Origin of the sequence: uncultured Roseobacter sp. (genome assembly GCF_947501835.1) — a bacterium.
In the GTDB taxonomy this organism is placed as follows: domain Bacteria; phylum Pseudomonadota; class Alphaproteobacteria; order Rhodobacterales; family Rhodobacteraceae; genus Roseobacter.
Window position 1 is genome coordinate 1 of sequence record NZ_CANMXR010000011.1, and the last position, 21379, is coordinate 21379.

Annotated in this window: 20 protein-coding genes and 1 tRNA gene; 14 read left to right on the forward strand and 7 right to left on the reverse strand. The window is 59.1% G+C overall.

The window, feature by feature from the left end; all coding sequences use genetic code 11:
- Window positions 1–480: 480 nt before the first annotated feature.
- Window positions 481–556 (reverse strand) — tRNA-Thr (locus Q1A20_RS19995).
- A 127-nt stretch (window positions 557–683) separates the two neighbouring features.
- Here Q1A20_RS19995 and Q1A20_RS20000 point away from each other — a divergent pair.
- Complete coding sequence (locus tag Q1A20_RS20000) at window positions 684–1559, forward strand: hypothetical protein (protein ID WP_299408503.1); 876 nt, start codon at window positions 684–686, stop codon at window positions 1557–1559.
- On the opposite strand, the gene Q1A20_RS20005 is transcribed toward Q1A20_RS20000, so the two are convergent.
- The 3 genes from Q1A20_RS20005 to Q1A20_RS20015 all read right to left on the reverse strand — a co-directional run bounded on the left by Q1A20_RS20005 (window position 1560) and on the right by Q1A20_RS20015 (window position 4259).
- On the reverse strand, window positions 1560–2348 hold the full coding sequence (locus tag Q1A20_RS20005; protein ID WP_299408505.1) for a 2OG-Fe(II) oxygenase: 789 nt from the start codon (window positions 2346–2348) through the stop codon (window positions 1560–1562).
- Between the two features lie 83 nt (window positions 2349–2431).
- Entirely contained in the window at window positions 2432–3538 is a 1107-nt protein-coding gene (locus Q1A20_RS20010) for a Gfo/Idh/MocA family oxidoreductase (RefSeq protein ID WP_299408507.1), read from the reverse strand.
- A gap of 13 nt (window positions 3539–3551) precedes the next feature.
- Window positions 3552–4259: a GntR family transcriptional regulator gene (locus tag Q1A20_RS20015; RefSeq protein WP_299918321.1), complete on the reverse strand. Its 708-nt coding sequence runs from the start codon at window positions 4257–4259 to the stop codon at window positions 3552–3554.
- A 101-nt stretch (window positions 4260–4360) separates the two neighbouring features.
- On the opposite strand from Q1A20_RS20015, the gene Q1A20_RS20020 reads away from it, so the two are divergent.
- The 6 genes from Q1A20_RS20020 (at window position 4361) to dctP (ending at window position 9972) form a co-directional block, all read left to right on the forward strand.
- Entirely contained in the window at window positions 4361–5515 is a 1155-nt protein-coding gene (locus Q1A20_RS20020; protein WP_299918323.1) for an LLM class flavin-dependent oxidoreductase, read from the forward strand.
- Complete coding sequence (locus tag Q1A20_RS20025; RefSeq protein ID WP_299918326.1) at window positions 5515–6405, forward strand: aldo/keto reductase family oxidoreductase; 891 nt, start codon at window positions 5515–5517, stop codon at window positions 6403–6405. The genes Q1A20_RS20020 and Q1A20_RS20025 overlap by 1 nt, the downstream gene beginning before the upstream one ends.
- Before the next feature lie 29 nt (window positions 6406–6434).
- Window positions 6435–6929: a flavin reductase family protein gene (locus tag Q1A20_RS20030; RefSeq protein WP_299918477.1), complete on the forward strand. Its 495-nt coding sequence runs from the start codon at window positions 6435–6437 to the stop codon at window positions 6927–6929.
- A gap of 81 nt (window positions 6930–7010) precedes the next feature.
- Window positions 7011–7601 carry a TRAP transporter small permease gene (locus tag Q1A20_RS20035; protein WP_298971606.1) on the forward strand — a complete coding sequence of 197 codons (591 nt, stop codon included), beginning with the start codon at window positions 7011–7013 and terminating at the stop codon, window positions 7599–7601.
- Window positions 7601–8890 carry a TRAP transporter large permease gene (locus Q1A20_RS20040; RefSeq protein WP_299918329.1) on the forward strand — a complete coding sequence of 430 codons (1290 nt, stop codon included), beginning with the start codon at window positions 7601–7603 and terminating at the stop codon, window positions 8888–8890. The genes Q1A20_RS20035 and Q1A20_RS20040 overlap by 1 nt, the downstream gene beginning before the upstream one ends.
- A gap of 23 nt (window positions 8891–8913) precedes the next feature.
- The gene (gene dctP / locus Q1A20_RS20045; protein WP_299408521.1) at window positions 8914–9972 is read left to right on the forward strand and encodes a TRAP transporter substrate-binding protein DctP; all 1059 of its coding nucleotides are present in this window, start codon (window positions 8914–8916) and stop codon (window positions 9970–9972) included.
- 36 nt (window positions 9973–10008) lie between these two features.
- Here the strand turns inward: dctP and Q1A20_RS20050 are convergent, their stop codons facing one another.
- Window positions 10009–10479 carry a tetratricopeptide repeat protein gene (locus tag Q1A20_RS20050; protein WP_299408523.1) on the reverse strand — a complete coding sequence of 157 codons (471 nt, stop codon included), beginning with the start codon at window positions 10477–10479 and terminating at the stop codon, window positions 10009–10011.
- Window positions 10480–10485: 6 nt separating this feature from the next.
- Here Q1A20_RS20050 and Q1A20_RS20055 point away from each other — a divergent pair, with 6 nt between their 5' ends.
- A complete protein-coding gene (locus Q1A20_RS20055; protein ID WP_299408526.1) occupies window positions 10486–11766 on the forward strand; it encodes a cytochrome c peroxidase in 1281 nt (426 codons plus the stop codon).
- Here Q1A20_RS20055 and Q1A20_RS20060 read toward each other — a convergent pair.
- Together Q1A20_RS20060 and Q1A20_RS20065 are read right to left on the reverse strand one after the other, a co-directional pair.
- Window positions 11756–13069 (reverse strand): GH1 family beta-glucosidase, encoded by a 1314-nt coding sequence (locus Q1A20_RS20060; RefSeq protein ID WP_299408528.1) that lies wholly within the window; start codon window positions 13067–13069, stop codon window positions 11756–11758. The two genes, Q1A20_RS20055 and Q1A20_RS20060, sit on opposite strands and share 11 nt — an antisense overlap.
- The gene (locus Q1A20_RS20065; protein WP_299408531.1) at window positions 13069–14103 is read right to left on the reverse strand and encodes a substrate-binding domain-containing protein; all 1035 of its coding nucleotides are present in this window, start codon (window positions 14101–14103) and stop codon (window positions 13069–13071) included. Before Q1A20_RS20065 ends, Q1A20_RS20060 begins: the two co-directional genes overlap by 1 nt.
- 253 nt (window positions 14104–14356) lie before the next feature.
- Between Q1A20_RS20065 and Q1A20_RS20070 the strand changes: the two genes are divergently transcribed.
- The 6 genes from Q1A20_RS20070 to Q1A20_RS20095 all read left to right on the forward strand — a co-directional run bounded on the left by Q1A20_RS20070 (window position 14357) and on the right by Q1A20_RS20095 (window position 21255).
- The gene (locus Q1A20_RS20070) at window positions 14357–15712 is read left to right on the forward strand and encodes an ABC transporter substrate-binding protein (protein ID WP_298971038.1); all 1356 of its coding nucleotides are present in this window, start codon (window positions 14357–14359) and stop codon (window positions 15710–15712) included.
- 80 nt (window positions 15713–15792) lie between these two features.
- Window positions 15793–16773: a carbohydrate ABC transporter permease gene (locus Q1A20_RS20075; protein ID WP_299408534.1), complete on the forward strand. Its 981-nt coding sequence runs from the start codon at window positions 15793–15795 to the stop codon at window positions 16771–16773.
- Window positions 16773–17897, forward strand: a complete 1125-nt coding sequence (locus tag Q1A20_RS20080) for a carbohydrate ABC transporter permease (RefSeq protein WP_299408537.1) — start codon at window positions 16773–16775, stop codon at window positions 17895–17897. The genes Q1A20_RS20075 and Q1A20_RS20080 overlap by 1 nt, the downstream gene beginning before the upstream one ends.
- A 14-nt stretch (window positions 17898–17911) precedes the next feature.
- Complete coding sequence (locus Q1A20_RS20085) at window positions 17912–19564, forward strand: alpha-amylase family glycosyl hydrolase (protein ID WP_299918336.1); 1653 nt, start codon at window positions 17912–17914, stop codon at window positions 19562–19564.
- A gap of 25 nt (window positions 19565–19589) precedes the next feature.
- Window positions 19590–20690 carry an ABC transporter ATP-binding protein gene (locus Q1A20_RS20090; RefSeq protein WP_299918338.1) on the forward strand — a complete coding sequence of 367 codons (1101 nt, stop codon included), beginning with the start codon at window positions 19590–19592 and terminating at the stop codon, window positions 20688–20690.
- Between the two features lie 169 nt (window positions 20691–20859).
- Window positions 20860–21255 carry a DUF3307 domain-containing protein gene (locus tag Q1A20_RS20095; RefSeq protein WP_298971049.1) on the forward strand — a complete coding sequence of 132 codons (396 nt, stop codon included), beginning with the start codon at window positions 20860–20862 and terminating at the stop codon, window positions 21253–21255.
- Window positions 21256–21379: the final 124 nt, after the last annotated feature.

Sequence of the window (21379 nt, forward strand, 5' to 3'; positions counted from 1 at the left end):
GCTATGCCGAAGAGGAGCTCTTGGACTCGCTGGATGTTGATCGGCTAAACGAACAATACTCTCAACGCCGCCTCTAGCTGCTCTTCTTGCTGACGAGTTCGGCGCGATTTTGTCCTATTCAGTTTTGATGTGAACCGGTACAGCGCTGGGATGTTTTTTTTGTGATAGCTATATGTTTGATCAATCAAGGTTCAGGATTGCTTGTCACACCGCAGATGCAAAGCGAGCCTAGCCAATACTGCGCAGATATCGCCGTTATTTAGGAAGGGCTGATACGCGCGCTTGGATCTGCATGGCCTCTATTCGCTTATAGACTTATTCGCGGAGAAATCACCAACGACAAAGTCCAAAAAGTAAGGATGATTGCTAACCGGCGTTTGCAGGCTGCTTTATGCAATACCGAAGTCAGGGACATAGACCCCCAGACATCGCCATATCGTTCAAGGCTTTAGGTGGCGTTTCGATCTAGTGAGCCTGTTTTGGTGCCCCCACACGGACTCGAACCGCGGACCTACTGATTACAAATCAGTTGCTCTACCAGCTGAGCTATAGGGGCACTGGGCGGTCGTTTAGTCAGTTTGAACGCGTCGCGCAAGAGGGGAAATGATCAAAACGAATGCGTTTGAACACTGGGCATTCCCAAGCTAGTTTGGCCTGACGAATTTCTGGACCCGTGGAGCATTATGCAACTGGTTTTCCACACGGGCGCTCATTTCACCGAAGAAGAGCGTCTGATGAAATGCCTCTTGCGTAACAACGAGGCCTTCGCGGAGCGCGGTGTTTCGGTGCCCGGACCGGGAAAGTACCGCAGGCTTTTGCGGGCAATAATGTCTGCGCTGGCATCCTCGGAAGCTGCTGAAAACGCACGAGAAGTTTTGCTGGACGCGATCCTCGACAATGAACAAGCCGACCGTGTCCTACTGTCTGATGCGCATTTATTTGGCGCTCCGAGAACCGTGGTTCGGCAAGGGTTGTTGTATCCCAAGGCGCCTGAACGGCTCGTCTACATGTCGCAGATTTTTCAGCATGACGAGATTGAGCTTTTCATGGCCCTGCGCAATCCGGCGACGTTTTTGCCAGCGGTTTTCGAAAAATCCCCGGCCTCGGAACTTGCCGATTTCATGGGAGGTGTTGATCCGCGCGCGGTGCGCTGGTCGGATACGCTTTTGCGGATACGCGAGGCGGTTCCCCAGATCGGCATTACTGTGTGGTGCAACGAGGACGCCCCCTTGATCTGGGCGCAGATCATTCGCGAAATCGTGGGCCTGGAACATGGAGAGAAAGTGGTAGGCGGGTTCGATCTGCTGCGCGACATCATGCGCAAAGACGGCATGCAAAGGTTTCTGGCTTACCTCGGGAAACACCCCAATATTAACGAAATCCAACAGCGACGGGTGATGATGGCGTTCCTCGACAAATTTGCCATCGAAGACGCGATCGAAGAAGAGCTGGATATGCCGGGCTGGACCGAAGAATTGGTCGACGAGATGACGCAGACCTATGAGGAGGATGTCTTTGCCATCGCCCGCATTCCCGGGGTGCAGCTCATTGCGCCCTGATCAGCTTGCTCTGCCGTAAAAACCGAGCAGCTCTTCTTTCGAAAAGGCAACGCCCGGCCTGTCATAATAACCAAGCACGGCAATAATACGCGGGACGTCCCCCACGACGGGTGCGACGCGGTGCGCCGTATTCTTGCCCTTGAAAACATTGAGTGTTCCTGCGGCAGGCGTGAGGGTTTTGACCTCAGGATCATCCCCACGCAGCAGCGCGGCCACCCCGTCGAAATTCGGGTCATCATCGCTGCGCAGATCAGACCGATAGACAAATTCGCCGCCCTCCAAGGGCGCCTGCAGCAAGAGCGTCGTGGTGAAATGCGACCGATCAAAGTGCCAGTTCAGCCCCCAGCCTTCGGGATATCCCATCACGTTGAAACGGGCCAAGGGGTCATCCATTTGAAAGAGCGCATCAAGATCCATCGTGCGGGCCAGAAAATCGGCAAAGGGCTGCCAGGAATAGATGGTGTCAACTGGCGAGCCTTCGCACTGATCGGCACAGAGGGTCAGATTGCGCGTCTCCACTTCCTGCAAGGCGGGGTGGTCCGCGGGCAATTCCGGCATCTGTTTAAAGTAGATGTTGTGCCGACGCGCGTGCACGAAAGCTTCCTTGGGGGTCAGCCGGGGGGCGGCCTGTGCGACGGCTTCAGCAATCGCATCCGGACGCATGAAACCTTCGAGGTTGAACATGCCGTCACGCGCCAGCTCGGCCTTGCAGCGGTCGATAAGGGCCTCATAGGCCGCTGTTTCCGGTGCGTGCAGCGGGTAGCGTTCAAGATCAATCGGCGGCAGCATGGCGGATCCTTTCACATCTTGACCAGTACAATGATCAATGCACCACCCCCGTCAACGTGAAATGCGTCGTCCAAATGGCGTGATCACGACATGGCACCAAGGGGCACCGCCTGTCCCGTAAGCGCGGATTGCTGTGCCGCCATGCCCATGCGTACCGCCCAAAGGCCATCTTCGAAAGTCACCTCGGGGCGCACACGTTCACCGCGCAGCAATTCCAGAAACCCCTGATGCTGGTAGAAAGTGGAGCCGTTGTGATCGCCCGCAGCCAGCAGTTTTGGATCCACCGGGATGGGACGCGTCGCCGGGCGTTTCGGGCTGCGTGGGCTGGTTTCCAGCAGGGGTGTCGGGGCCGGGCCCAGATCGTCGGGCCAGAAGCGCGTGGGTCCGGGGACAAAGGCCTCGATCTTGCCCGCAGGTCCGACGGCGGCGATCGTTTCCTGATAGCGCGCGCCTTCGGCAAACATGCACAATTCCAGCATCGCGCGCGCGCCGCCCTCAAAATCCACGATGACGTAGCCATTGTCGAGGATATCGGGCACGGCACCGGCGTAGCTCTCATCCAAATGGTTCACGGATTGCGCGGCACTTGCCATCACCCGGGTCGGATTTTCGCCAACCATCAAGCGCATCAGATCAAAGAAGTGGCAGCATTTTTCGACGAATGTGCCGCCGGTCTGATGGTTGAACCGGTTCCAGTTGCCGACTTTGTGCAAGAAGGGGAAGCGGTGCTCGCGGATCGTGAGCATCTTGACCCCACCGGTGACCGTCTCGACCTCACCAAGCAGGGCGGCGATGGGCGGCATGTAACGATACTCCATCGCGACCCAGATGGGGGCGGGATAGGCGGCCACTGCCGCTGTGACGCGCGGAATGTCCATCGGATCCGTCAACAGCGGTTTTTCAACGAGCAGAGGCAGAGGGCGTTTTGCGGCGATCTCGATGATCTGCTCGGCATGGCGGAAATTGGGGCTGGTGATGACAAGACAATCCAGCGCCTCCTCGGCGAGCAGGGCTTCCAGGGAGGGAACAAACCGCGCTTGCGGGGCGAGGCTGCGCGCGATGTCGCACATGCCCGCGTCCGGCTCGAAGATCGCGGTGACGGCCGTATCCGGCAGCAGTGCGATATTCTTCAGGTGCTCCTGGCCCATCATACCGCACCCGATCATGCCGTAACGTGTGATTTTGCTCATTCTTATTCTGTCCTTACTTCAAGCGCTGCACATAGACGGCTTTTGTCGTGTCAAACCAGGTGCGCGAAAACTCAATTGCCGTGGGCTGGTCAGCCCAGCTGAACCTTTCGATGTAACCGCAGGCTGCGCCTCCTATGCCGAAATCCCCTGGGGTCCAAGGGGGCAGGGCGCCAATGCTGACGCGGTCTTCGGCGCGTGTGATCCAGAAATGCAGCTGTCTCAGATAGGTCTGGTAGAGGGAATCGGACAGCCGGTCCGCGCTCAATTCGCCCACGCTGGCGTCGAGCCAAATCTCTTCGACGGCAATTGCTACATCATTCAGGTATCTTCTGCGGCGCATCCGGGTGGCGCGCGCGGCACTGCCAAAGGCGGGCAAATCATCGGGCTTGTCCATCAGGTCAACCGCCAGTACCTGCGCCGACGGCAAGCCTCCCCCCGACAGCAGTTCCAGCCGGAACATGGCGTAGAAACTGGCGGCCTTCGCCGACTTCTGAATGTAATTGCCCGATCCCTGTACCCGGCGCAGCAGGCCCTTGCTTTCCAGATTGGCCAGCGCTTTGCGCAGCGTGCCGATGGAGGTGCCCAGCGACACCGCCATCTCCCGTTCAGGCGGCAGGCGTTCGCCATCCATCAGCCGGCCGGCATCGATATCCCGGGCGAGCAGCTCGCTCAGCTGGATGTATTTGGGCAGCGCATTGCTGTGTTGCGGGGGCAGGACCATGGGTGGGATCGGTTAGGTTGGTAAATTGATATACCATTGATCTACCAGTTTGCGAATGCTATTCAAGAGGAAATCACCACAGTTCGTGCAAAGGGAAATATATGACGATCGTGCCCGTGACCTCAGCCGATTTGGATGCGGCAGAAGTATCTTGGTTTTCGGCGCTTTGCTCGGATGACTACCAGTTTCTCGGGGTGCCGGATGGCGATCTGCGTTCCTCCTGGAAGCACTGCTCGGACATTGTGAAAACTGCCGAGGCGCAGGGCTTTCGCAACATCTTGTGCCCTTCTTCCTATCAGGTCGGGCAGGACACGCTGAGCTTTGTCGCGGGATGCGCGCCGATCACCGACAAGATCAATCTGCTGGCAGCGGTGCGTTGCGGCGAGATGCAACCGATCATGCTGGCCCGCACCATTGCGACGCTGGATCACATGCTGGAGGGCCGCTTGACCGTGAACATCATCAGCTCGGATTTCCCGGGGGAGAAGGCAGAGAGCAACTACCGCTATCAGCGATCCCGCGAGGTGGTGGAGATCCTGAAACAGGCCTGGACGCGGGATGAAATCGATCATCAGGGCGAGGTTTATCAGCTGGACAAAGTCACGTCGGACCCGGCGCGGCCCTATCAGACCGGCGGACCCTTGCTCTATTTCGGGGGGTATTCGCCCGCAGCCCTTGATCTCTGTGCAGAGCATTGTGACGTTTATCTGATGTGGCCCGAACCCAAAGACGCCATCGCAGGCCGGATGCAGGCCGTCCATGCACGGGCGGCTGAAAAGGGCCGGACGTTGGATTACGGGCTCCGCGTCCACATGATCGTGCGGGACACCGAAGCGGAGGCGAAGGAATACGCCGATTACATCGTCTCCAAGCTAGACGATGACTATGGCCGCAAAATCCGCGAACGGGCGCTGGACGCGACCTCGCTGGGCGTGTCGCATCAGACCAAGAACCGCGACATCGCCGATGAGTTTGGTTATGTAGAGCCACACCTCTGGACTGGCGTTGGGCGCGCGCGCTCGGGCTGTGGTGCAGCACTTGTGGGGTCCGCGGATCAGGTGCTCTCCGAGATCGAAGCCTACCAGAAAATGGGCATCCGGGCGTTCATTTTCTCCGGCTATCCGCATATCGACGAGGCGGAGCACTTTGGCCGCCTGGTCATGCCGCACCTCAAGACATGTTCCATGCCGGAAGCCTACGGGCGCGTGCCCGCCACCGCCCCGAACACACCGCTTGCCGCAGGAGATCGTCGCTGATGGACCGCGCCTATCTTTCCGAAACACTGAACTTCAGCCGCATTGTCTATGGTATGTGGCGTCTGGCGGACGATGCAGATACATCGCCCGGGCATGTGCACGCGAAGATCGATGCCTGCCTGTCTCAGGGCATCACCACGATGGATCAGGCCGATATCTATGGCGGTTACGTCGCCGAAGAAGTCTTGGGTACTTGTCTCAAACAAAGTCCCGGTCTGCGCGATCAGCTCGAGATCGTGACGAAATGCGATATCGTAGCACCCATTGGCAAATACAGCGACCGGCGGGTGAAATACTATGACACCTCTGCCGCGCATATTCAGGCCTCTGTCGACGCCTCATTGACCTATATGGGCATCGACCACATCGATCTGCTGCTCATCCACCGCCCCGACCCGCTGATGAATGCCGCGGAAACCGGGGGGGCCTTGGACGCGCTGATCCAGAGCGGTAAAATCCGCGCAGCGGGCGTGTCGAACTTCCGTCCGTGGGACTGGGACCTGCTGCAATCGGCGATGAGCAACCGGCTGGTGACCAATCAGATTGAGCTGTCGCTGGCGGCGCGCGACAGTTTCACCAACGGCGATCTGGCGCATCTGCAGCAACACCGGATCAGCCCGATGGCCTGGTCGCCGCTCGGCGGGGGCAGCCTGATGACAGAAAACAGCGCGGTAACCGGCAAGATGGATGAGGTCGCCGCCGCACAAGGCGTGGACCGGGCCGCGGTGGCGGTTGCGTGGTTGCTGGCGCATCCCGCCGGTATCCTGCCGGTGATGGGCACTAATACGCTGTCGCGGATTGCAACATTCAGTGACGCCCTGAAGGTAGAGTTGGACCGCCAGACGTGGTTTGAACTCTACGAGGCCGCCAACGGACAGGAGGTCGCGTGATGGCAGATGGAACAGCACATATGGCGCAAATGCGGTCCTTCATGCCCGGGCCTGAGACACAGCGACAGTTTCGCGATGCGCTTGGGCAATTCTCGACCGGGGTGACCGTGGTGACGGCGCAAACCGCGCAAGGCCCCATTGGTATGACGGCCAATTCGTTTTCCAGCATTTCCATGGACCCGCCGCTGGTGATGTGGAGCCCGGCCAAATCGTCCAGCCGCTATGCATATTTTACTCAAGCGCAGCATTTTGCGATCCACGTCATGGCCGCGGAGCAGGAAGATATCGCCTTGGGCTTTGCCCGTTCCGGCCAGGCCTTTGACGGGCTGGCGGTGGAGATCAACGCACAGGGCGTGCCGCTGTTGAATGACTGTCTGGCGCGTTTTGAATGCAGCACACATGAAATCCACGACGCAGGCGATCATGCGATTGTCCTGGGCCGTGTCCTGTCCGCCGCGTCCCGGGAGGGGGAGGCGCTGATTTTTTGCCAGGGCCGGTTCAGAGCGTTTGACAAAGAGGCCTAAAAGGCCAACGAATGAAGCGTGCAGGGAAAACCTGTGCGTCGCGATCCGGAATACCCGGGCGCAAGGGAGGAGGCTCCGCACATGGGGGCATTGCTGGCGGTGATGACACCGCTCCGGCTGGTCAACGAGGCTTTGCTGACGCTGGGCCGGGCCATTGGTGTGTTTGCTGTGGCCGCGATGGTCGTGGCGATCCTCATTCAGGTGTTTTACCGATATGTTTTGAATAGCGCGCTGCCCTGGCCGGACGAGGCCGCGCGGTTCTGTATGCTGTGGATGACCGGGCTGATGGCGCCCACGGCGTTCCGGCGGGGCGGCTTCGTTGCGATCGACACGCTGGTGCGGTTGCTGCCCGCGCGCATCGGTGCGCTGATCACGCTGGTATTGCTGTTTCTGAGCCTTGGCGTGCTGGTCGTGGCGGTGCAAATCGGATGGTCGGAAGTGACGGGTTTCGCTGGGAAATTTGCCACCGCATCGCTCTACGTTCCCACGGACATTGCGTTCGAGACCTGGTTGCGCGTGCCGCGCAGCTGGATGATGGCCTCGCTGCTGGTGGGGGTGATCCTGCTGATTTCGGTGAACGTGGAGCTGATCCTGCGTGCGATTGTCAAAATGATGGGAGGTGAGGATCGCCTGCCTGCCATCACCCTCGAAGAACAAGTGGGAGCTGAATAATGCTGGTCTGGTTCCTCCCACTGTTCCTGCTCTTTCTGATGATCGGTCTGCCGGTCTTTTTTGGCCTTCTGGCCGCTCCGGGCATCCTGTTGTGGCTGAACGGGCAGGAGCGCGACATCACGCTGCTTTATCGTAACCTTTACAATGGGATGGACAGCTTCCCTCTCATGGCGATCCCCTTCTTCATGCTCGCAGGTGAACTGATGAACCGGGGTGGCATCACCATGCGTCTGGTGGAGTTCAGCCAGGCGATGATGGGCCATTTCCGGGGCGGTCTGGCGCATGTGAACATCCTGTCCTCGATGCTCTTTGCCGGGCTGTCGGGCTCGGCGGTGGCCGATACCTCGGCACTGGGGTCGATGCTGATCCCAGCGATGGAAAAGCAGGGCTATACCCGCCGGTTTGCTGCCGCCATCACCGCCGCCAGTTCGGTGATTGGCCCGATCATTCCGCCCTCGGGCATCATGATCATCTATGCCTATGTGATGGGAGAAAGCGTCGCCGCACTCTTTCTCGCGGGCATCGTGCCGGGGGTGATGGTGGGTCTTGGCCTGATGCTGATGGTCAAGTTCCAGGCCGACAAATACGACTTCCCCGTCGCCACCAAGAAGCACTCTTGGGGCGAGCGGGGGCAGGCGAGCCTCAAGGCCTTTTTCCCGCTGATGACCCCGGTGATCATTCTGGGCGGTATTCTGGCGGGGGTCTTCACCCCGACCGAGGCCGCCGCCATTGCCGTGGCCTATGCGCTCTTCATCGGGCTTTTTGTCATGCGCACGCTGAAGATCGGCGACCTGCCGGATGTGCTGAACCGCGCAGGAATCACCTCTGCGGTGGTGCTGCTGCTGGTGGGGGCCGCGATGGCCTTCAAGACCGTGGTCAGCCTCAGCCACGCGCCTGAAGCCATGGCCGAGTTTGTGCTGGGTCTGACAAGCGATCCGCTGATCCTGCTGTTCCTGATCAACCTGCTGCTCTTCATCGTCGGCATGTTCCTGGATGCGGGGCCTGCGATCATCATTCTGGGCCCGATCCTTGGGCCCATTTTCGTCAACCTCGGCGTCGATCCGATCCATTTCGCGATCATCATGAGCGTGAACCTGACCGTGGGGCTGGCGACGCCGCCCATGGGGCTGGTGCTCTTTGTCGCCTCTTCGGTCTCCGGCGAACGGGTGGAGACCATTTCCAAGGCGATCCTGCCGTTTCTGGCGGTTGAAATCGTGGTGATTTTCCTGATCACCTACATACCGGCCATATCTATGACAGTCCCGCGTTTGACGGGTTTTGCGAATTAACCAATTCACAGGGAGAAAGCTAAATGCTGAAAAAGACACTGAAAACCTTGACCGTGGCGGCGATGCTCGCGGGCACGGCGCTGGCGGCATCCGCTGCAGATTACACGATCCGGGCCACGGCCAATTCCAACGAAAACGACGAAGACTATGACGGTCTTGTTGTTTTCAAGAACTACGTCGAGGCCGCCTCCAACGGCGCCATCGAGGTGGAGCTTTTCATCGGGACGCAGCTTTGCGGCAATGGTGCGGAATGTCTGCAGGGCGTGGCTGATGGCACAATTGACGTCTATGTCTCAACCTCGGGCGGAGCGTCCGGCATTTTCCCTTACGTTCAGGTGCTCGACCTGCCCTATCTGATGGCGGACGACCGCATCGCGGAAACCGTGTTGTCAGGGGATTTTACCCGCAAGATGCGCGACATGGCGCTGGAAGATTCCGGTGGGACCATCCGGTTGATGACCATTGGCAACACGGGCGGCTGGCGCAACTTTGCCAATACCAAGCGCCGCGTGGCCGAACCCAGTGATATGGAAGGTCTGAAAATCCGCACGGTTGTCGCCGACCTGCCACAAGAGCTGGTCAAGGCTTTGGGCGCGGCACCGACGCCGATCCCGTGGCCTGAGCTTTTCACCTCTTTCCAGACCGGCGTTGTCGAAGGCTCCAAGAACGGAATCACCGACATCATGGGCATGAAATTCCCGGATGCCGGCCTGAAATACGTGACCCTTGATGGTCACGCCTATATGGGCGCGCTGTGGTGGATGAACAACGCACGCTTCCTGGAGATGCCGGAGGACATGCGCCGCGTTGTGGTCGATGGTTTCTATGCCTTGCAGCAGGCGACATTCGCCTCACCCAAGCGCAAGTCCATCGAAGCCTATGAGCAGTTCGTGGCCGAGGGCGGGGATCTCTATGTACCTACGCCCGAGCAGAAAGCAGCGTTTAAAGAAGGCGCTGCACCGGTGTTTGATTGGTTCAAAAGCAATGTGGGCCGGGGCGAGGAGATCTTTGACGCGCTCGCAACTGCCGTTGCCGAAGCCGAAGCCGAAGTGGGCGACGCCCGCGCGGCGGACCTGAACTGATATCGGTTGGGGCGGCCCCAAACGGTCGCCCCGCTGTCACCGAAACGGATACATCCAGACCTTGTAGTCAGCCACCAGGATATGCGCCTTCTCGATCTCCTCCGCGGTCATTTTCTTGACAACTTCCTCAAGGCTGATCGCCGCATCCGGATCGCCGCCAATGGCCGACAGGGTGTACCACATATAGGCGCGCACCAGATCGACGCTCGGCAGGCCGCGCCCGACCTCATAATACCAGCCAACGCCCGATTGCGCGCCCGGATGCCCCTTCATCGCCGAGCGCAGGTACCATTCGAACGCACGGGTGTCATCGCGCGGCACGCCAAGGCCCATGGCATACATCACACCGATCAACTCCTCGGCATCGGCATTGCCGGACCGCGCGGCGAGCCAAAGCGCCTGATAGGCCTCCTCAAATCGGCCGTCTTCCATCATGTCGCGCGCCTCTTCGATTTCGGCCCAGGCGGGGCCTGCCAGCAGCGTAAAGGCAAGAAGTATCGCGCGCATGGTGTCGTGTTCTCCTGTTTGGCCACCGCAGCGGGGGCAGGGGATTTGCCGTCCGCGCTGACCACTGCCGATTTTCTGCAGTTCGACCGGGATCAGGCGGCTTTGGGCCACTCCTTGTTCTACGATACCATCCTGTCCGGCAACCGGAATATCTCTTGCGCGCATTGTCATCACCCGGATTTTGGCACCGGCGACGGGCTGTCCCTGGGCATCGGCGAAGGCGGTCAGGGGCTGGGGCCGGACCGGACGCCGGGCGTAGGCCTCTCGCGCATCGCCAAGCGCATTCCACGCAACGCGCCGGGCCTGTGGAACCTTGGCGCGCGCGACTTGCACGTGATGTTTCATGACGGGCGGCTGAGCACGTCGGATCTTTTTGGCAACGGCTTCAATTCCCCGGCGGAGGAATGGCTGCCAAAAGGGTTGAATTCGCTACTGGCGGCACAGGCGCTCTTTCCGCTGGTGGCGCAGTTCGAGATGGCGGGAAATCCGGGCGAGAACGAGATCATCGGGGCGGTGCATGATCGGATCGACAATGCCTGGCCGATCCTTGCGAAACGTGTGCGCATAGATGCGCGTTACGGTCCGCAGTTTGTCCAGGCTTTCGACCATATCAAGACCGCGGAAGAGGTCACGATTGTGGAGGTTGCCAATGCGCTGGCCGCCTTCATGGCCGTGGAGTGGACCAGCATCGACAGTCCCTTTGATCGCTACCTTGCCGGAGACACATCTGCCCTCACGGATGAGCAGGAAAAGGGCATGGAACTTTTCTATGGTAAGGCTGCCTGTGACAGCTGCCATGCCGGGCCGCTGATGACAGATCAGAAATTCCACGCGCTTGGGCTGCCTGCCTTTGGGCCGGGGCGCACGCGTCTCTTTGATCCCTATGCGCGCGATGTTGGCCGGATGGGAGAGAGCAACCAGCTAGAGGATGCCTATGCTTTCCGCACGCCGATGCTGCGCAATGTGGCACTTACGGCTCCTTATGGTCACAACGGGGCCTATCCGACGCTGGAGGCGATGGTGCGGCACCACCTTGATCCGGCTGCGGCGCGCGCGGTATGGCACCCCAGGGACGCGCAGCTGCCGGAGGTTGCCTGGCTCGCGGGCACCGATTTTATCATCCGATCCGACAGGCGGGAAATGGCGCGTCAGGCACGGTTTGTCCCGCCCGGCGGTCCAGCGCTGGAGGCGGCCGAAATCGCGCAGATCGTTGCTTTTCTGGGCAGCCTCACCGGGACGAGGGTGGATCAACCCCCCTTTGGCGTGCCCGCCTGGTTCAAGCCCTGAGCGCCTTGGCCAGCGCGTGATAGGAGGCTTTCGGCCTGCGTTCCAACGTCTCGAAATCCACGTGGATCAAGCCAAAACGTTTTTCATACCCCAGCGCCCATTCGTAATTGTCCATCAGCGACCAGAACGTGTAGCCCGCCAGCGGTACGCCTTCCGCCATGGCTCGCCGTGCGGCCTTGATATGCGCGTTCAGGTAGTCAATCCGCGCCTGATCCGGCACATCGATCTGGTCCGCGTTTGCCATCCCGTTTTCCGTCACATAAAGCGGCAGCCCCTTGGTGTAGGTCTCATGCACCCATGTCAGAAAGTGGTGCAGCCCCTCGGGATAAATCTCCCAGCCCATCTGGGTCTTCGGCAAGGGCCCGTCGACCTCTTCATGCGCGGGCCAGGGGCCATCCACTGGCGCGATCCGTTTGCAGGTGTAGTAGTTCAACCCGCACCAATCGAGCGGCTGGCCGATGAGGTCAAAATCATCCTGCCAGCCCTTTGGCATATGGGGGGCCAGGCCCTCCATCACATCTGCAGGATAGGCGCCTTTGAACAGACCGCCCAGAAAGAAGCGGTTGTAATAGCCATCATAAAGTTGCGCGGCCTTTGCAGCATCCGGCGTGTCATCCACCGGGTGCGCGTACTCAAAGTTGCACACAGCCCCGAGGTTTTTCACGCCCAGAGCGCGCATTGCCTGAATGGCGCGGCCATGGCCGGTCAGCACGTGGTGCATGGCATGTGCGGTGGCGCGAATGTCGCGCAGACCTGGCGCGTGATGTCCCATGAAATGTGACAACCACCCGACGCACCAGGGTTCGTTGATGGGGGCTGCGCTGAACACGCGATCCCCGATCCGCTGCATGATGACCGTGGCAAAATCGGCAAACCAATGGCAAATGTCGGGATTGCGCCATCCCCCCAGGTCGGCCAATGGCACCGGCAGTTCCCAATGGTAAAGCGTGGCCATCGGGTTGAGCCCCCGCGCCAGCAACCCATCGACCAACCGATCATAGAAGTCGAGGCCTTCTGGATTGGGCGCGCCGCGTCCTTCGGGCATCACCCGCGCCCAGCTGGTCGAAAACCGGTAGGCGTCCAGCCCCAGCGCCTGCATCAGGTCGAGGTCTTCGTCCATCCGGTGATAGTGGTCACAGGCGATATCGCCGTTTTCCGCCCGCACCACATTGCCGGGCGTCGCGGCGAAGGTATCCCAATGGGTTTTGCCGGCACCGCCGAAACTGTGGCCTTCAATCTGATAGCTGGAGGTTGCCGCCGCAAACTGGAAGCCCTTGGGGAAATCTGATCTGCGAAAGTCCATCACGTGTCCTTTGCCGGGCCGGGCGCGGTGGAGCCACCGATGACAAGCTCCGCGTCCCAAAGTTCCGTTCTGATCTCATGTGCCGGGGTGGTGATCTGTTCAATCAACATCTCTGCGCAGCGGCGCCCCGCCGCCCGCACCGAGGATCGCATGGCGGTAAAGACGGGGGCATCCAACCCATTGGGAAGATATGAGATTTCGTCGTCAAAGCACAGGATCGACACATCCTGGCCCATGCGCAAACCACGCTCTTCGATGGCGCGGCGAATGCCCAAGGCAAGCACGATGGAAGAGGTCACGATGGCCGTGGGCGGTGCCGGACTGTCGAGCAGTTCCAGCGTCGATGCATGGCCGAAGGGTTCGCTCATCTCGCCTGACCGCATGATGGTTTCATCTGCGGCGATCCCCCAAGATTGCAAGGCAGAGACATAGCCATCGCGGCGGCGCTGTGCAAAATCCATCTTTTCCTGCCCGTTGATCAATGCGATGCGGCGGTGGCCCATCTCCAGCAAATACTGCGTGCCCTGTTCAATGGCGCGGGTGTTGTTCACATCCATCCAGGAATAGGGGGTTGTTACTTCCGATGCGCGACCATGCACCAGAAAGGGGATGTCCAGTTCCGCCAGAAAGGCGATCCGCGGATCATTGCGGGTGGGGGAATGCACGATAATACCGTCCACAGCACCCTTTTCGGCGACGCCACGATAGGCGCTCATCTCGTCTTCGTCCCGCACGACGGAGAGGGTCATGTTGTAGCCATGGCGAGAATAAACCTCACCCGCACCGGCGATGAAATCGGCAAAAACGATGTTCACCATCTCGTTCTGCTTGGAGAAGGGGATGATGTGCCCGATGGACATGGACCGGCCCGTGGCCAGCGTCTGGGCGCGGATGTTTGGCCGGTAATTATAGAGCGCGGCGGCATCCGCGACACGTTTGCGCGTCGCCTCATTGACCTCTGGATATCCGTTCAACGCGCGGCTTACGGTTGTCTGCGACAGGTTAAGCCGTTCGGAAAGCTCACGTAAGTTCATAAAGTCCGGTCGTTTTTGATGGTAACAGCCTTGCCAGCCTAGGCACCGCCATCGCCTGCGTCAAAGCCGAAACCGGTATTTCGCAAAGGTTGGAGACTATTGCTTTGAAAACTTGCGTGAAACCCAACCACGAGTTGACAGAATTACAACCGTAAGCCACGTTTTGGCAATCCAAAGCGCTTTGGGGTGATTCTTTTGCGCAAAAATAATGGGCATTCTGGTGTCAAAATAGGCACCGCAACGGGAGGAAATCATGAAGGCACGTTTTTACGCGGGCGCTGCGGCGCTGGCATTGTCGGCTGGTACCGTCCAGGCAGATGGGCACCAGCCCTTTGCCGTGGGCGAGGGCGACTTTAGCTGGGACAGCTACACAGAATTTGCGGATAAGTATGATCTGTCCGGTCAGACGGTGGAGATCACCGGGCCCTGGACCGGCAATGAAAAGGAAAAGGTGGACAAGGCGTTTTCCTATTTCACCAGTGCGACAGGCGCGACGGTCAACTATTCCGGCTCCGACAGTTTTGAGCAGGACATCGTGATTTCCGCGCGCTCCGGCTCTGCCCCCAACCTCGCCGTTTTCCCGCAGCCGGGTCTTGCTGCCGACATGGCCAGCCAGGGTCTGCTGACACCGCTGCCCGAGGGGACCTCCGATTGGGTGAAAAACAACTATGCCGCCGGTCAGTCCTGGGTTGATCTGGGCACCTATACGGATGCGGATGGTGCGGACCAGATGTACGGCATTTTCTACCGCGTCGATGTGAAGTCGCTGGTCTGGTATTCTCCCGAAGCCTTTGACGAGGCCGGCTATGACATTCCCGAGACCATGGAAGAGCTGAAAGAACTGACCGATGTCATCGTGGAAGAGGGCGGCACACCCTGGTGCATTGGTCTGGGATCCGGGGCCGCGACCGGCTGGCCCGCCACCGACTGGGTCGAGGAAATGATGTTGCGCACGCAATCGCCCGCGGATTATGACGCCTGGGTCGCCAATGAGATGAAGTTCGATGATCCCAAGGTGATCGAAGCCATTGAGGAATTCGGGGCCTTTGCCCGCAACGATGACTATGTGGACGGTGGCGCCTCTGCTGTGGCCAACACGGATTTCCGCGACAGCCCGGCGGGCCTCTTCTCGATCCCGCCAAAGTGCTACATGCACCGCCAGGCCTCTTTCATCCCGGCGTTTTTCCCCGAAGGCACCACCGTTGGCGATGACGTAGATTTCTTCTATTTCCCGGCCTATGAGAGCAAAGACCTCGGCAAACCGGTTCTGGGGGCGGGCACGCTTTTCGCGATCACCAACCCGTCGGACGCAACCAACGCTTTTGTCGAATTCCTGAAGACGCCGATTGCGCATGAATTGTGGATGGCGCAGGGCGGGTTCCTGACGCCGCATTCTGGCGTGAATACGGAAACCTATGCCGAAGAAAGTCTCAAAGCGCAGGGTGACATTCTGCTGAATGCGACGACCTTCCGGTTTGACGCATCAGATCTGATGCCGGGTGAGATCGGCGCGGGGGCTTTCTGGACCGGTATGGTGGATTACACCACCGGGGCAAGCGCCGAAGACGTGGCCAAGGGCATTCAGGACCGCTGGGACACCATTCAGTAACCGGTCCGGCAAATTGTGGTTCGGCAGCGGTGGGTTGCCGGACCAGCATAAATTGATTTCGCGCTTTGGGAGGGAATGCAATGTCACCGCTGCTACAGGGGATCGTGACAGTTGTTATCGGGGTCGGCGGATGCGTCGGGTACTTCTTTCTGTCCAACCTCATCCTCGACAAAGTGATCTTTCCGCCGCGCGCGGATAATCCCGGTCAGAACATCAATCGGGCCAACCTGGTACGCCCCTGGCTGTTCCTGTTTCCGGCGATGGGCGCGCTTGGGCTCTATCTGGTCTACCCGGTGGTGGGTTCTTTCTGGCGCTCACTCTATAACCGGTCGGGCGAAGAATTCATCGGGTTTGGCAACTATTCCGTCATGTTCTCGGACGCCGGATTTCAGACGGCGCTCTTCAACAATTTTCTCTGGGTGCTGGTGGTGCCCGCGTCGGCCACTTTCTTCGGTCTGCTGGTAGCACAGCTGACCGACCGGCTCAAATGGGGCAATATCGCGAAATCGCTGATCTTCATGCCGATGGCGATCTCCTTTGTCGGTGCCTCGCTGATCTGGAAATTTGTCTATGCCAACAACGCTGACATCGGGCTGATCAACGCGATCCGCGATTTCTTTGGCGCGTCGGAGCCGCTCGACGTGTTGCAGGTGCGCTTCTGGAACAACTTTTTCCTGATGTTCATTCTGGTCTGGATCCAGACCGGCTTTGCCATGGTGATCCTCTCCGCCGCCCTACGCGGTATTCCGGAGGAAACCATTGAGGCCGCGATCATCGACGGGGCCAACCCGTTTCAGGTCTTTTTCAAGATCAAGGTGCCGCAGATCATGGGCACCATTGTCGTGGTCTGGACCACGATCACGATCCTCGTGCTCAAGGTTTTCGACATCGTCTACACCATGACGGGGGGCAATTTCGGCACTGAAATCCTGCCCAGTTACATGATGTCCTACATGTTCCGCGACGATGGCCGCGCCACGGCGGTGGCCTTTGTCATCATGATCATCGTGCTGCCGGTGATGATCTGGAACATCCGGCAAGCCAGAGCGGAGATGAGATAATGGATAATATCGCAGGGACTAAATCTTCGCTCAGCTGGGCCGTTAATCTATCGGTCATCTTTCTGGTGGTCATTTGGCTCATTCCCACGGTTGGCTTGCTGGTCTCCTCCTTCCGCGACCGGGACCAGATCTCGGCCTCCGGCTGGTGGCTGTCGCCCTTCGCGGTGGAGCAGAACTTTCAGGCCAAAATTCCAGCCGAAGAGGCGCGGCCCGCCGATGGGGGCCTTGTCATCGAAGGCAACATCTTTGGTGGTGCCGACACGGAGATCATCCGCTTTGGCGGCGCGCGGTCCAACCCCACGATTGCGGCAGCGGGGGAAACCGCAGAGCTGACGCGGGACCGGTCGCTGACGGTGCAGGAAAACGGTGATTTCACCTACTTCTCCCCCAACGAAATCAAACGCGACCCGAGCGTCTATTATTCAACCGCGACGCCGCCGGATTTTTCGCTGTCGAATTATCAGAACATCCTGTTTTCCAACAATATGGACATCGCCTTCATCAATACGCTGACGGTGACCATCCCGGCGACAATCATCCCCATTCTGATCGCGGCCTTTGCGGCCTATGCGCTGGCCTGGATGGATTTTGTGGGCAGGGGGGTTCTGATCGCCGTGGTGGTCGGCCTGCTTGTCGTGCCCTTACAATTGGCGCTGGTGCCGCTTTTGCAATTCCACAACAAGATCGGGATCGGGCAGAGCTTTTTAGGCATCTGGATGGCGCATACCGGCTTTGGGCTACCACTGGCGATCTATCTCTTGCGCAACTACATGGTCGGCCTGCCGCGCGACATCATCGAAAGCGCAAAGGTCGACGGGGCCACGGATTTCCAGGTCTTCACCAAGATCGTGCTGCCGCTAAGCTTCCCCGCATTGGCGTCATTTGCGATCTTCCAGTTCCTCTGGACATGGAATGATCTGCTGGTGGCCAAGGTCTTCCTGCCATCAAATTCTGAAAGCTGGGTCATGACCGTCAAGATCGCCGATGACCTGCTGGGCTCACGCGGCGGGGACTGGGGCATTCTGGCCTCGGCGGCCTTCATCTCGATTGCGGTACCGCTCATCGTCTTCTTTACAATGCAACGTTATCTGGTGCGCGGTCTGCTGGCCGGCTCCGTGAAATAGAAAGTCAAACAAGAATGACAAAGATGGAACACCATCTCCACCTTCCCGTCATTGACAAGGATTGGTGGCGTGGCGCGGTGATTTACCAGATCTATCCGCGTAGTTTTCAGGACAGCAACGGTGATGGGATCGGCGATCTGATCGGTATCTCGCAGCGGATGAGCTATATCGCCTCGCTGGGCGTGGATGCCATTTGGATTTCCCCGTTCTTCACCTCGCCGATGAAGGATTTCGGTTATGACGTCAGCGATTATTGCGACGTCGATCCGATGTTCGGCACGCTGGCGGATTTCGACGTGGTGGTAGAAGCCGCGCATCAACACGGGCTGAAGGTCATGATCGACCTGGTGCTGAGCCATACGTCGGATCAGCACCCCTGGTTTCAGGAAAGCCAGTTGAACCGCACCAATTCCAAGTCAGACTGGTATGTCTGGGCTGATCCCAAGCCCGATGGCACGCCACCCAACAACTGGCTGTCGATCTTTGGCGGTCCGGCCTGGCAGTGGGACCCGGGGCGGGAGCAATACTACTTGCACAACTTCCTTGTGGAGCAGCCCGATCTGAATTTCCACAATGACGATGTACAGAACGCGATCCTCGCCACCACCCGCTTCTGGCTGGACCGGGGCGTGGATGGTTTCCGGCTCGACACGATCAACTTCTACTACGCGGATAAGGAGTTGCGCGACAATCCCGCGCTACCGCCCGAACGGCGCAACGCCAACATCGCGCCTTCGGTAAACCCCTATAATCATCAGGAACACATCTACTCCAAGAACCAGCCGGAGAACCTGGTGTTCCTGAAACGCTTCCGGGCGCTGCTGGATGAATACCCTGCGGCGGCCTGCGTGGGCGAGGTGGGGGACGCGCAACGCGGGCTGGAACTGCTGGGCGAATACACCAGCGGGCCGGAAATGGTGCATATGTGCTATGCATTCGAATTCCTGGCCAAGACCAAACTGGACGCGACCCGTGTTGCGACGGTGTTCGATGAATTGGGCCGTGTGGCGCGCAATGGCTGGCCGTGCTGGGCCTTCTCCAACCACGACGTGGAACGTCATGCCTCGCGCTGGGATTTGCCGCCCGCCGCACAGCGCATGTTTGCAACCTTGATCATGTGCCTGCGCGGATCGGTCTGTCTCTATCAGGGCGAAGAGCTTGGCCTGCCGGAGGCGGATGTCGCCTTCGAGGATCTGCAGGACCCCTATGGCAAGCAATTCTGGCCCGAGTTCAAAGGCCGCGATGGCTGCCGCACCCCGATGGTCTGGGAGCATTCCAACCAGAACGGCGGTTTTTCCGACGGGTTCCCGTGGTTGCCGGTCAGCCACGATCATCTCAACCGCTGCGTGACGGCGCAGGAAGAAGAGCCGGGTGCGATCCTGCATCACTATCGCCGCGCCATTGCCTTTCGCAAGGAACATCCAGCGCTGGTCAAGGGGGACCACGGTGGTGTCTTTGCCTATGGCGATGTGCTGCAATTCACGCGCGAACATGAAGGCCAGACACTCTTTTGCGCCTTCAACCTGTCCGACACGCCATCGCTGCACGGCATGCCGCCGGGCGATTGGATGACCGTCGGGCACGAATTGGGCGGGGCAACCCCGTCCCCTGATTTCAAACTGCACCTGGGGCCATGGCAAGCGTGCCTGGCAATCAAACAGGATTAACCCGCGTCTTGGGAGGGACAAGGACATGGCCAATCTGAAATTGACGGATGTGGGGAAATCCTACGGTGTCGGCGTGGAAGTGCTTAAAAACATTGATCTGGATATCACGACGGGCGAGTTGATCGTTTTCGTGGGTCCGTCCGGCTGCGGCAAATCCACCTTGCTGCGCATGATTGCGGGGCTGGAGAAGATCACAGCAGGTGAATTGCTGATCGATGGCGACCGGATGAACGATGTGCCGCCCGCGCAACGCGGGATCGCGATGGTGTTTCAGTCCTACGCGCTCTATCCGCATATGACCGTGCGCGACAACATGGCCTTTGCCTTGAAGCTGGCCAAGAAATCCCCATCGGAGATCGACAAGGCGGTGGGCCGCGCCGCCAAGGTCCTGCAACTGGATGAATACCTCGACCGTTTGCCCAAGGCGCTCTCGGGCGGGCAACGGCAGCGGGTGGCCATCGGTCGGTCCATCGTGCGCGACCCCAAGGTCTATCTTTTTGATGAGCCCCTGTCGAACCTCGACGCCTCCCTGCGCGTGGCCACCCGGATCGAAATTGCGCAGTTGAAGGAAAGCATGCCCAATTCCACCATGATCTACGTGACCCACGACCAGGTCGAGGCGATGACCCTGGCCAGCCGCATCGTGGTCCTGGCCAATAAGGGGATTGCGCAGGTGGGCTCGCCGCTGGAGCTTTATGAACGCCCCGAAAACGAATTCGTCGCGCAATTCATCGGGTCTCCCGCGATGAACCTGCTGGCTGGCGAGATCGTTGAGACGGGTGAGGTCACGCATGTGCGCCTGGATGAGGGCGCAGGGGCGATTGCCGCCAATATCCCGACACGCGACAGCGACAAGGGGATGAAGGTAAACGTCGGCATCCGCCCCGAAGACATGGTGACGACCGACGACGAGAACTACGCTTTTGCCGGAACGGTCGAGATCACCGAAGCGCTGGGGGAGGTCACCCAGCTTTATTTTGCCAAGTCAGGTCCCGAAAATGCGGCAATTATCGCAAAACTCCCCGGTATTCACACTGGCGTTCGTGGTACCCAACTGAAGATGACGGCGGATGCCTCCAAGCTGCATCTCTTTGCCAACGGGCATTCGCTTTTGTACCGCGATTAGGGACGCGGGGGCGCAATATAGGCGCATCATGAAGTGGTGTTGGTCAATTGTTGACTTGACGTTAATTGTTAACGAGCCCCTTTTACGCCAATTTTTGGCGGATAGCTGGATTTACACCTCCACCCGGGAGGCATTAGTCTGGCGTCGTTCGGGGTGAAAGGAAGATGTCTTGGTTACGAGTTATGGCGCGCTTTTAGGTCTGCTGTGCCTTTTTCAGATTAAACATATGCTGGCGGATTACTTCCTTCAGACAAAGATTATGCTCGATGGGCGTGATGAATATCTTCACCTGGGGCGTTTTCTTCATGCAGGCGTACATGCCGCCGGATCGTTGATCGCCTTCTTCGTGGTTGGCGCCTCGCTGGCGTTCATCGTCCCGGTTGTATTGATGGAGTGGGTTGTGCATTTCCACATCGACTGGTGGAAAGGGCGTCACACTTCGGGTCTCAACCTGACACCGCAGGATGCAGCTTATTGGCGCGCGTCAGGGGTGGATCAGGCGCTGCATCAGTTGACCTATGTGGGTATGCTCTGGCTCTGGCTCTCCATGAGCAGCGGCGCCTGACAGATCTTACTGGGGATGCCCCCGCCGGTTTCATGGTCGGTCTCGTGCCTCCGAAAGAGGGTCGCAATGTGCAGGCCCTGCGACTTTTGATCGCTTCAATTTCGTTGACAGATTGCCTTTTTAC

What these genes read in the sequence shown, in the direction of transcription:
- Q1A20_RS20005 (WP_299408505.1), bottom strand. Translation starts at nt 2,348, where the DNA reads ATGCTGCCGCCGATTGATCTTGAACGCTACCCGCTGCACGCACCGGAA.
- Q1A20_RS20010 (WP_299408507.1), bottom strand. Translation starts at nt 3,538, where the DNA reads ATGAGCAAAATCACACGTTACGGCATGATCGGGTGCGGTATGATGGGC.
- dctP (WP_299408521.1), top strand. Translation starts at nt 8,914, where the DNA reads ATGCTGAAAAAGACACTGAAAACCTTGACCGTGGCGGCGATGCTCGCG.
- Q1A20_RS20060 (WP_299408528.1), bottom strand. Translation starts at nt 13,069, where the DNA reads ATGGACTTTCGCAGATCAGATTTCCCCAAGGGCTTCCAGTTTGCGGCG.
- Q1A20_RS20020 (WP_299918323.1), top strand. Translation starts at nt 4,361, where the DNA reads ATGACGATCGTGCCCGTGACCTCAGCCGATTTGGATGCGGCAGAAGTA.
- Q1A20_RS20085 (WP_299918336.1), top strand. Translation starts at nt 17,912, where the DNA reads ATGACAAAGATGGAACACCATCTCCACCTTCCCGTCATTGACAAGGAT.
- Q1A20_RS20070 (WP_298971038.1), top strand. Translation starts at nt 14,357, where the DNA reads ATGAAGGCACGTTTTTACGCGGGCGCTGCGGCGCTGGCATTGTCGGCT.
- Q1A20_RS20015 (WP_299918321.1), bottom strand. Translation starts at nt 4,259, where the DNA reads ATGGTCCTGCCCCCGCAACACAGCAATGCGCTGCCCAAATACATCCAG.
- Q1A20_RS20025 (WP_299918326.1), top strand. Translation starts at nt 5,515, where the DNA reads ATGGACCGCGCCTATCTTTCCGAAACACTGAACTTCAGCCGCATTGTC.
- Q1A20_RS20075 (WP_299408534.1), top strand. Translation starts at nt 15,793, where the DNA reads ATGTCACCGCTGCTACAGGGGATCGTGACAGTTGTTATCGGGGTCGGC.
- Q1A20_RS20050 (WP_299408523.1), bottom strand. Translation starts at nt 10,479, where the DNA reads ATGCGCGCGATACTTCTTGCCTTTACGCTGCTGGCAGGCCCCGCCTGG.
- Q1A20_RS20040 (WP_299918329.1), top strand. Translation starts at nt 7,601, where the DNA reads ATGCTGGTCTGGTTCCTCCCACTGTTCCTGCTCTTTCTGATGATCGGT.
- Q1A20_RS20000 (WP_299408503.1), top strand. Translation starts at nt 684, where the DNA reads ATGCAACTGGTTTTCCACACGGGCGCTCATTTCACCGAAGAAGAGCGT.
- Q1A20_RS20080 (WP_299408537.1), top strand. Translation starts at nt 16,773, where the DNA reads ATGGATAATATCGCAGGGACTAAATCTTCGCTCAGCTGGGCCGTTAAT.
- Q1A20_RS20035 (WP_298971606.1), top strand. Translation starts at nt 7,011, where the DNA reads ATGGGGGCATTGCTGGCGGTGATGACACCGCTCCGGCTGGTCAACGAG.
- Q1A20_RS20030 (WP_299918477.1), top strand. Translation starts at nt 6,435, where the DNA reads ATGCGGTCCTTCATGCCCGGGCCTGAGACACAGCGACAGTTTCGCGAT.
- Q1A20_RS20090 (WP_299918338.1), top strand. Translation starts at nt 19,590, where the DNA reads ATGGCCAATCTGAAATTGACGGATGTGGGGAAATCCTACGGTGTCGGC.
- Q1A20_RS20065 (WP_299408531.1), bottom strand. Translation starts at nt 14,103, where the DNA reads ATGAACTTACGTGAGCTTTCCGAACGGCTTAACCTGTCGCAGACAACC.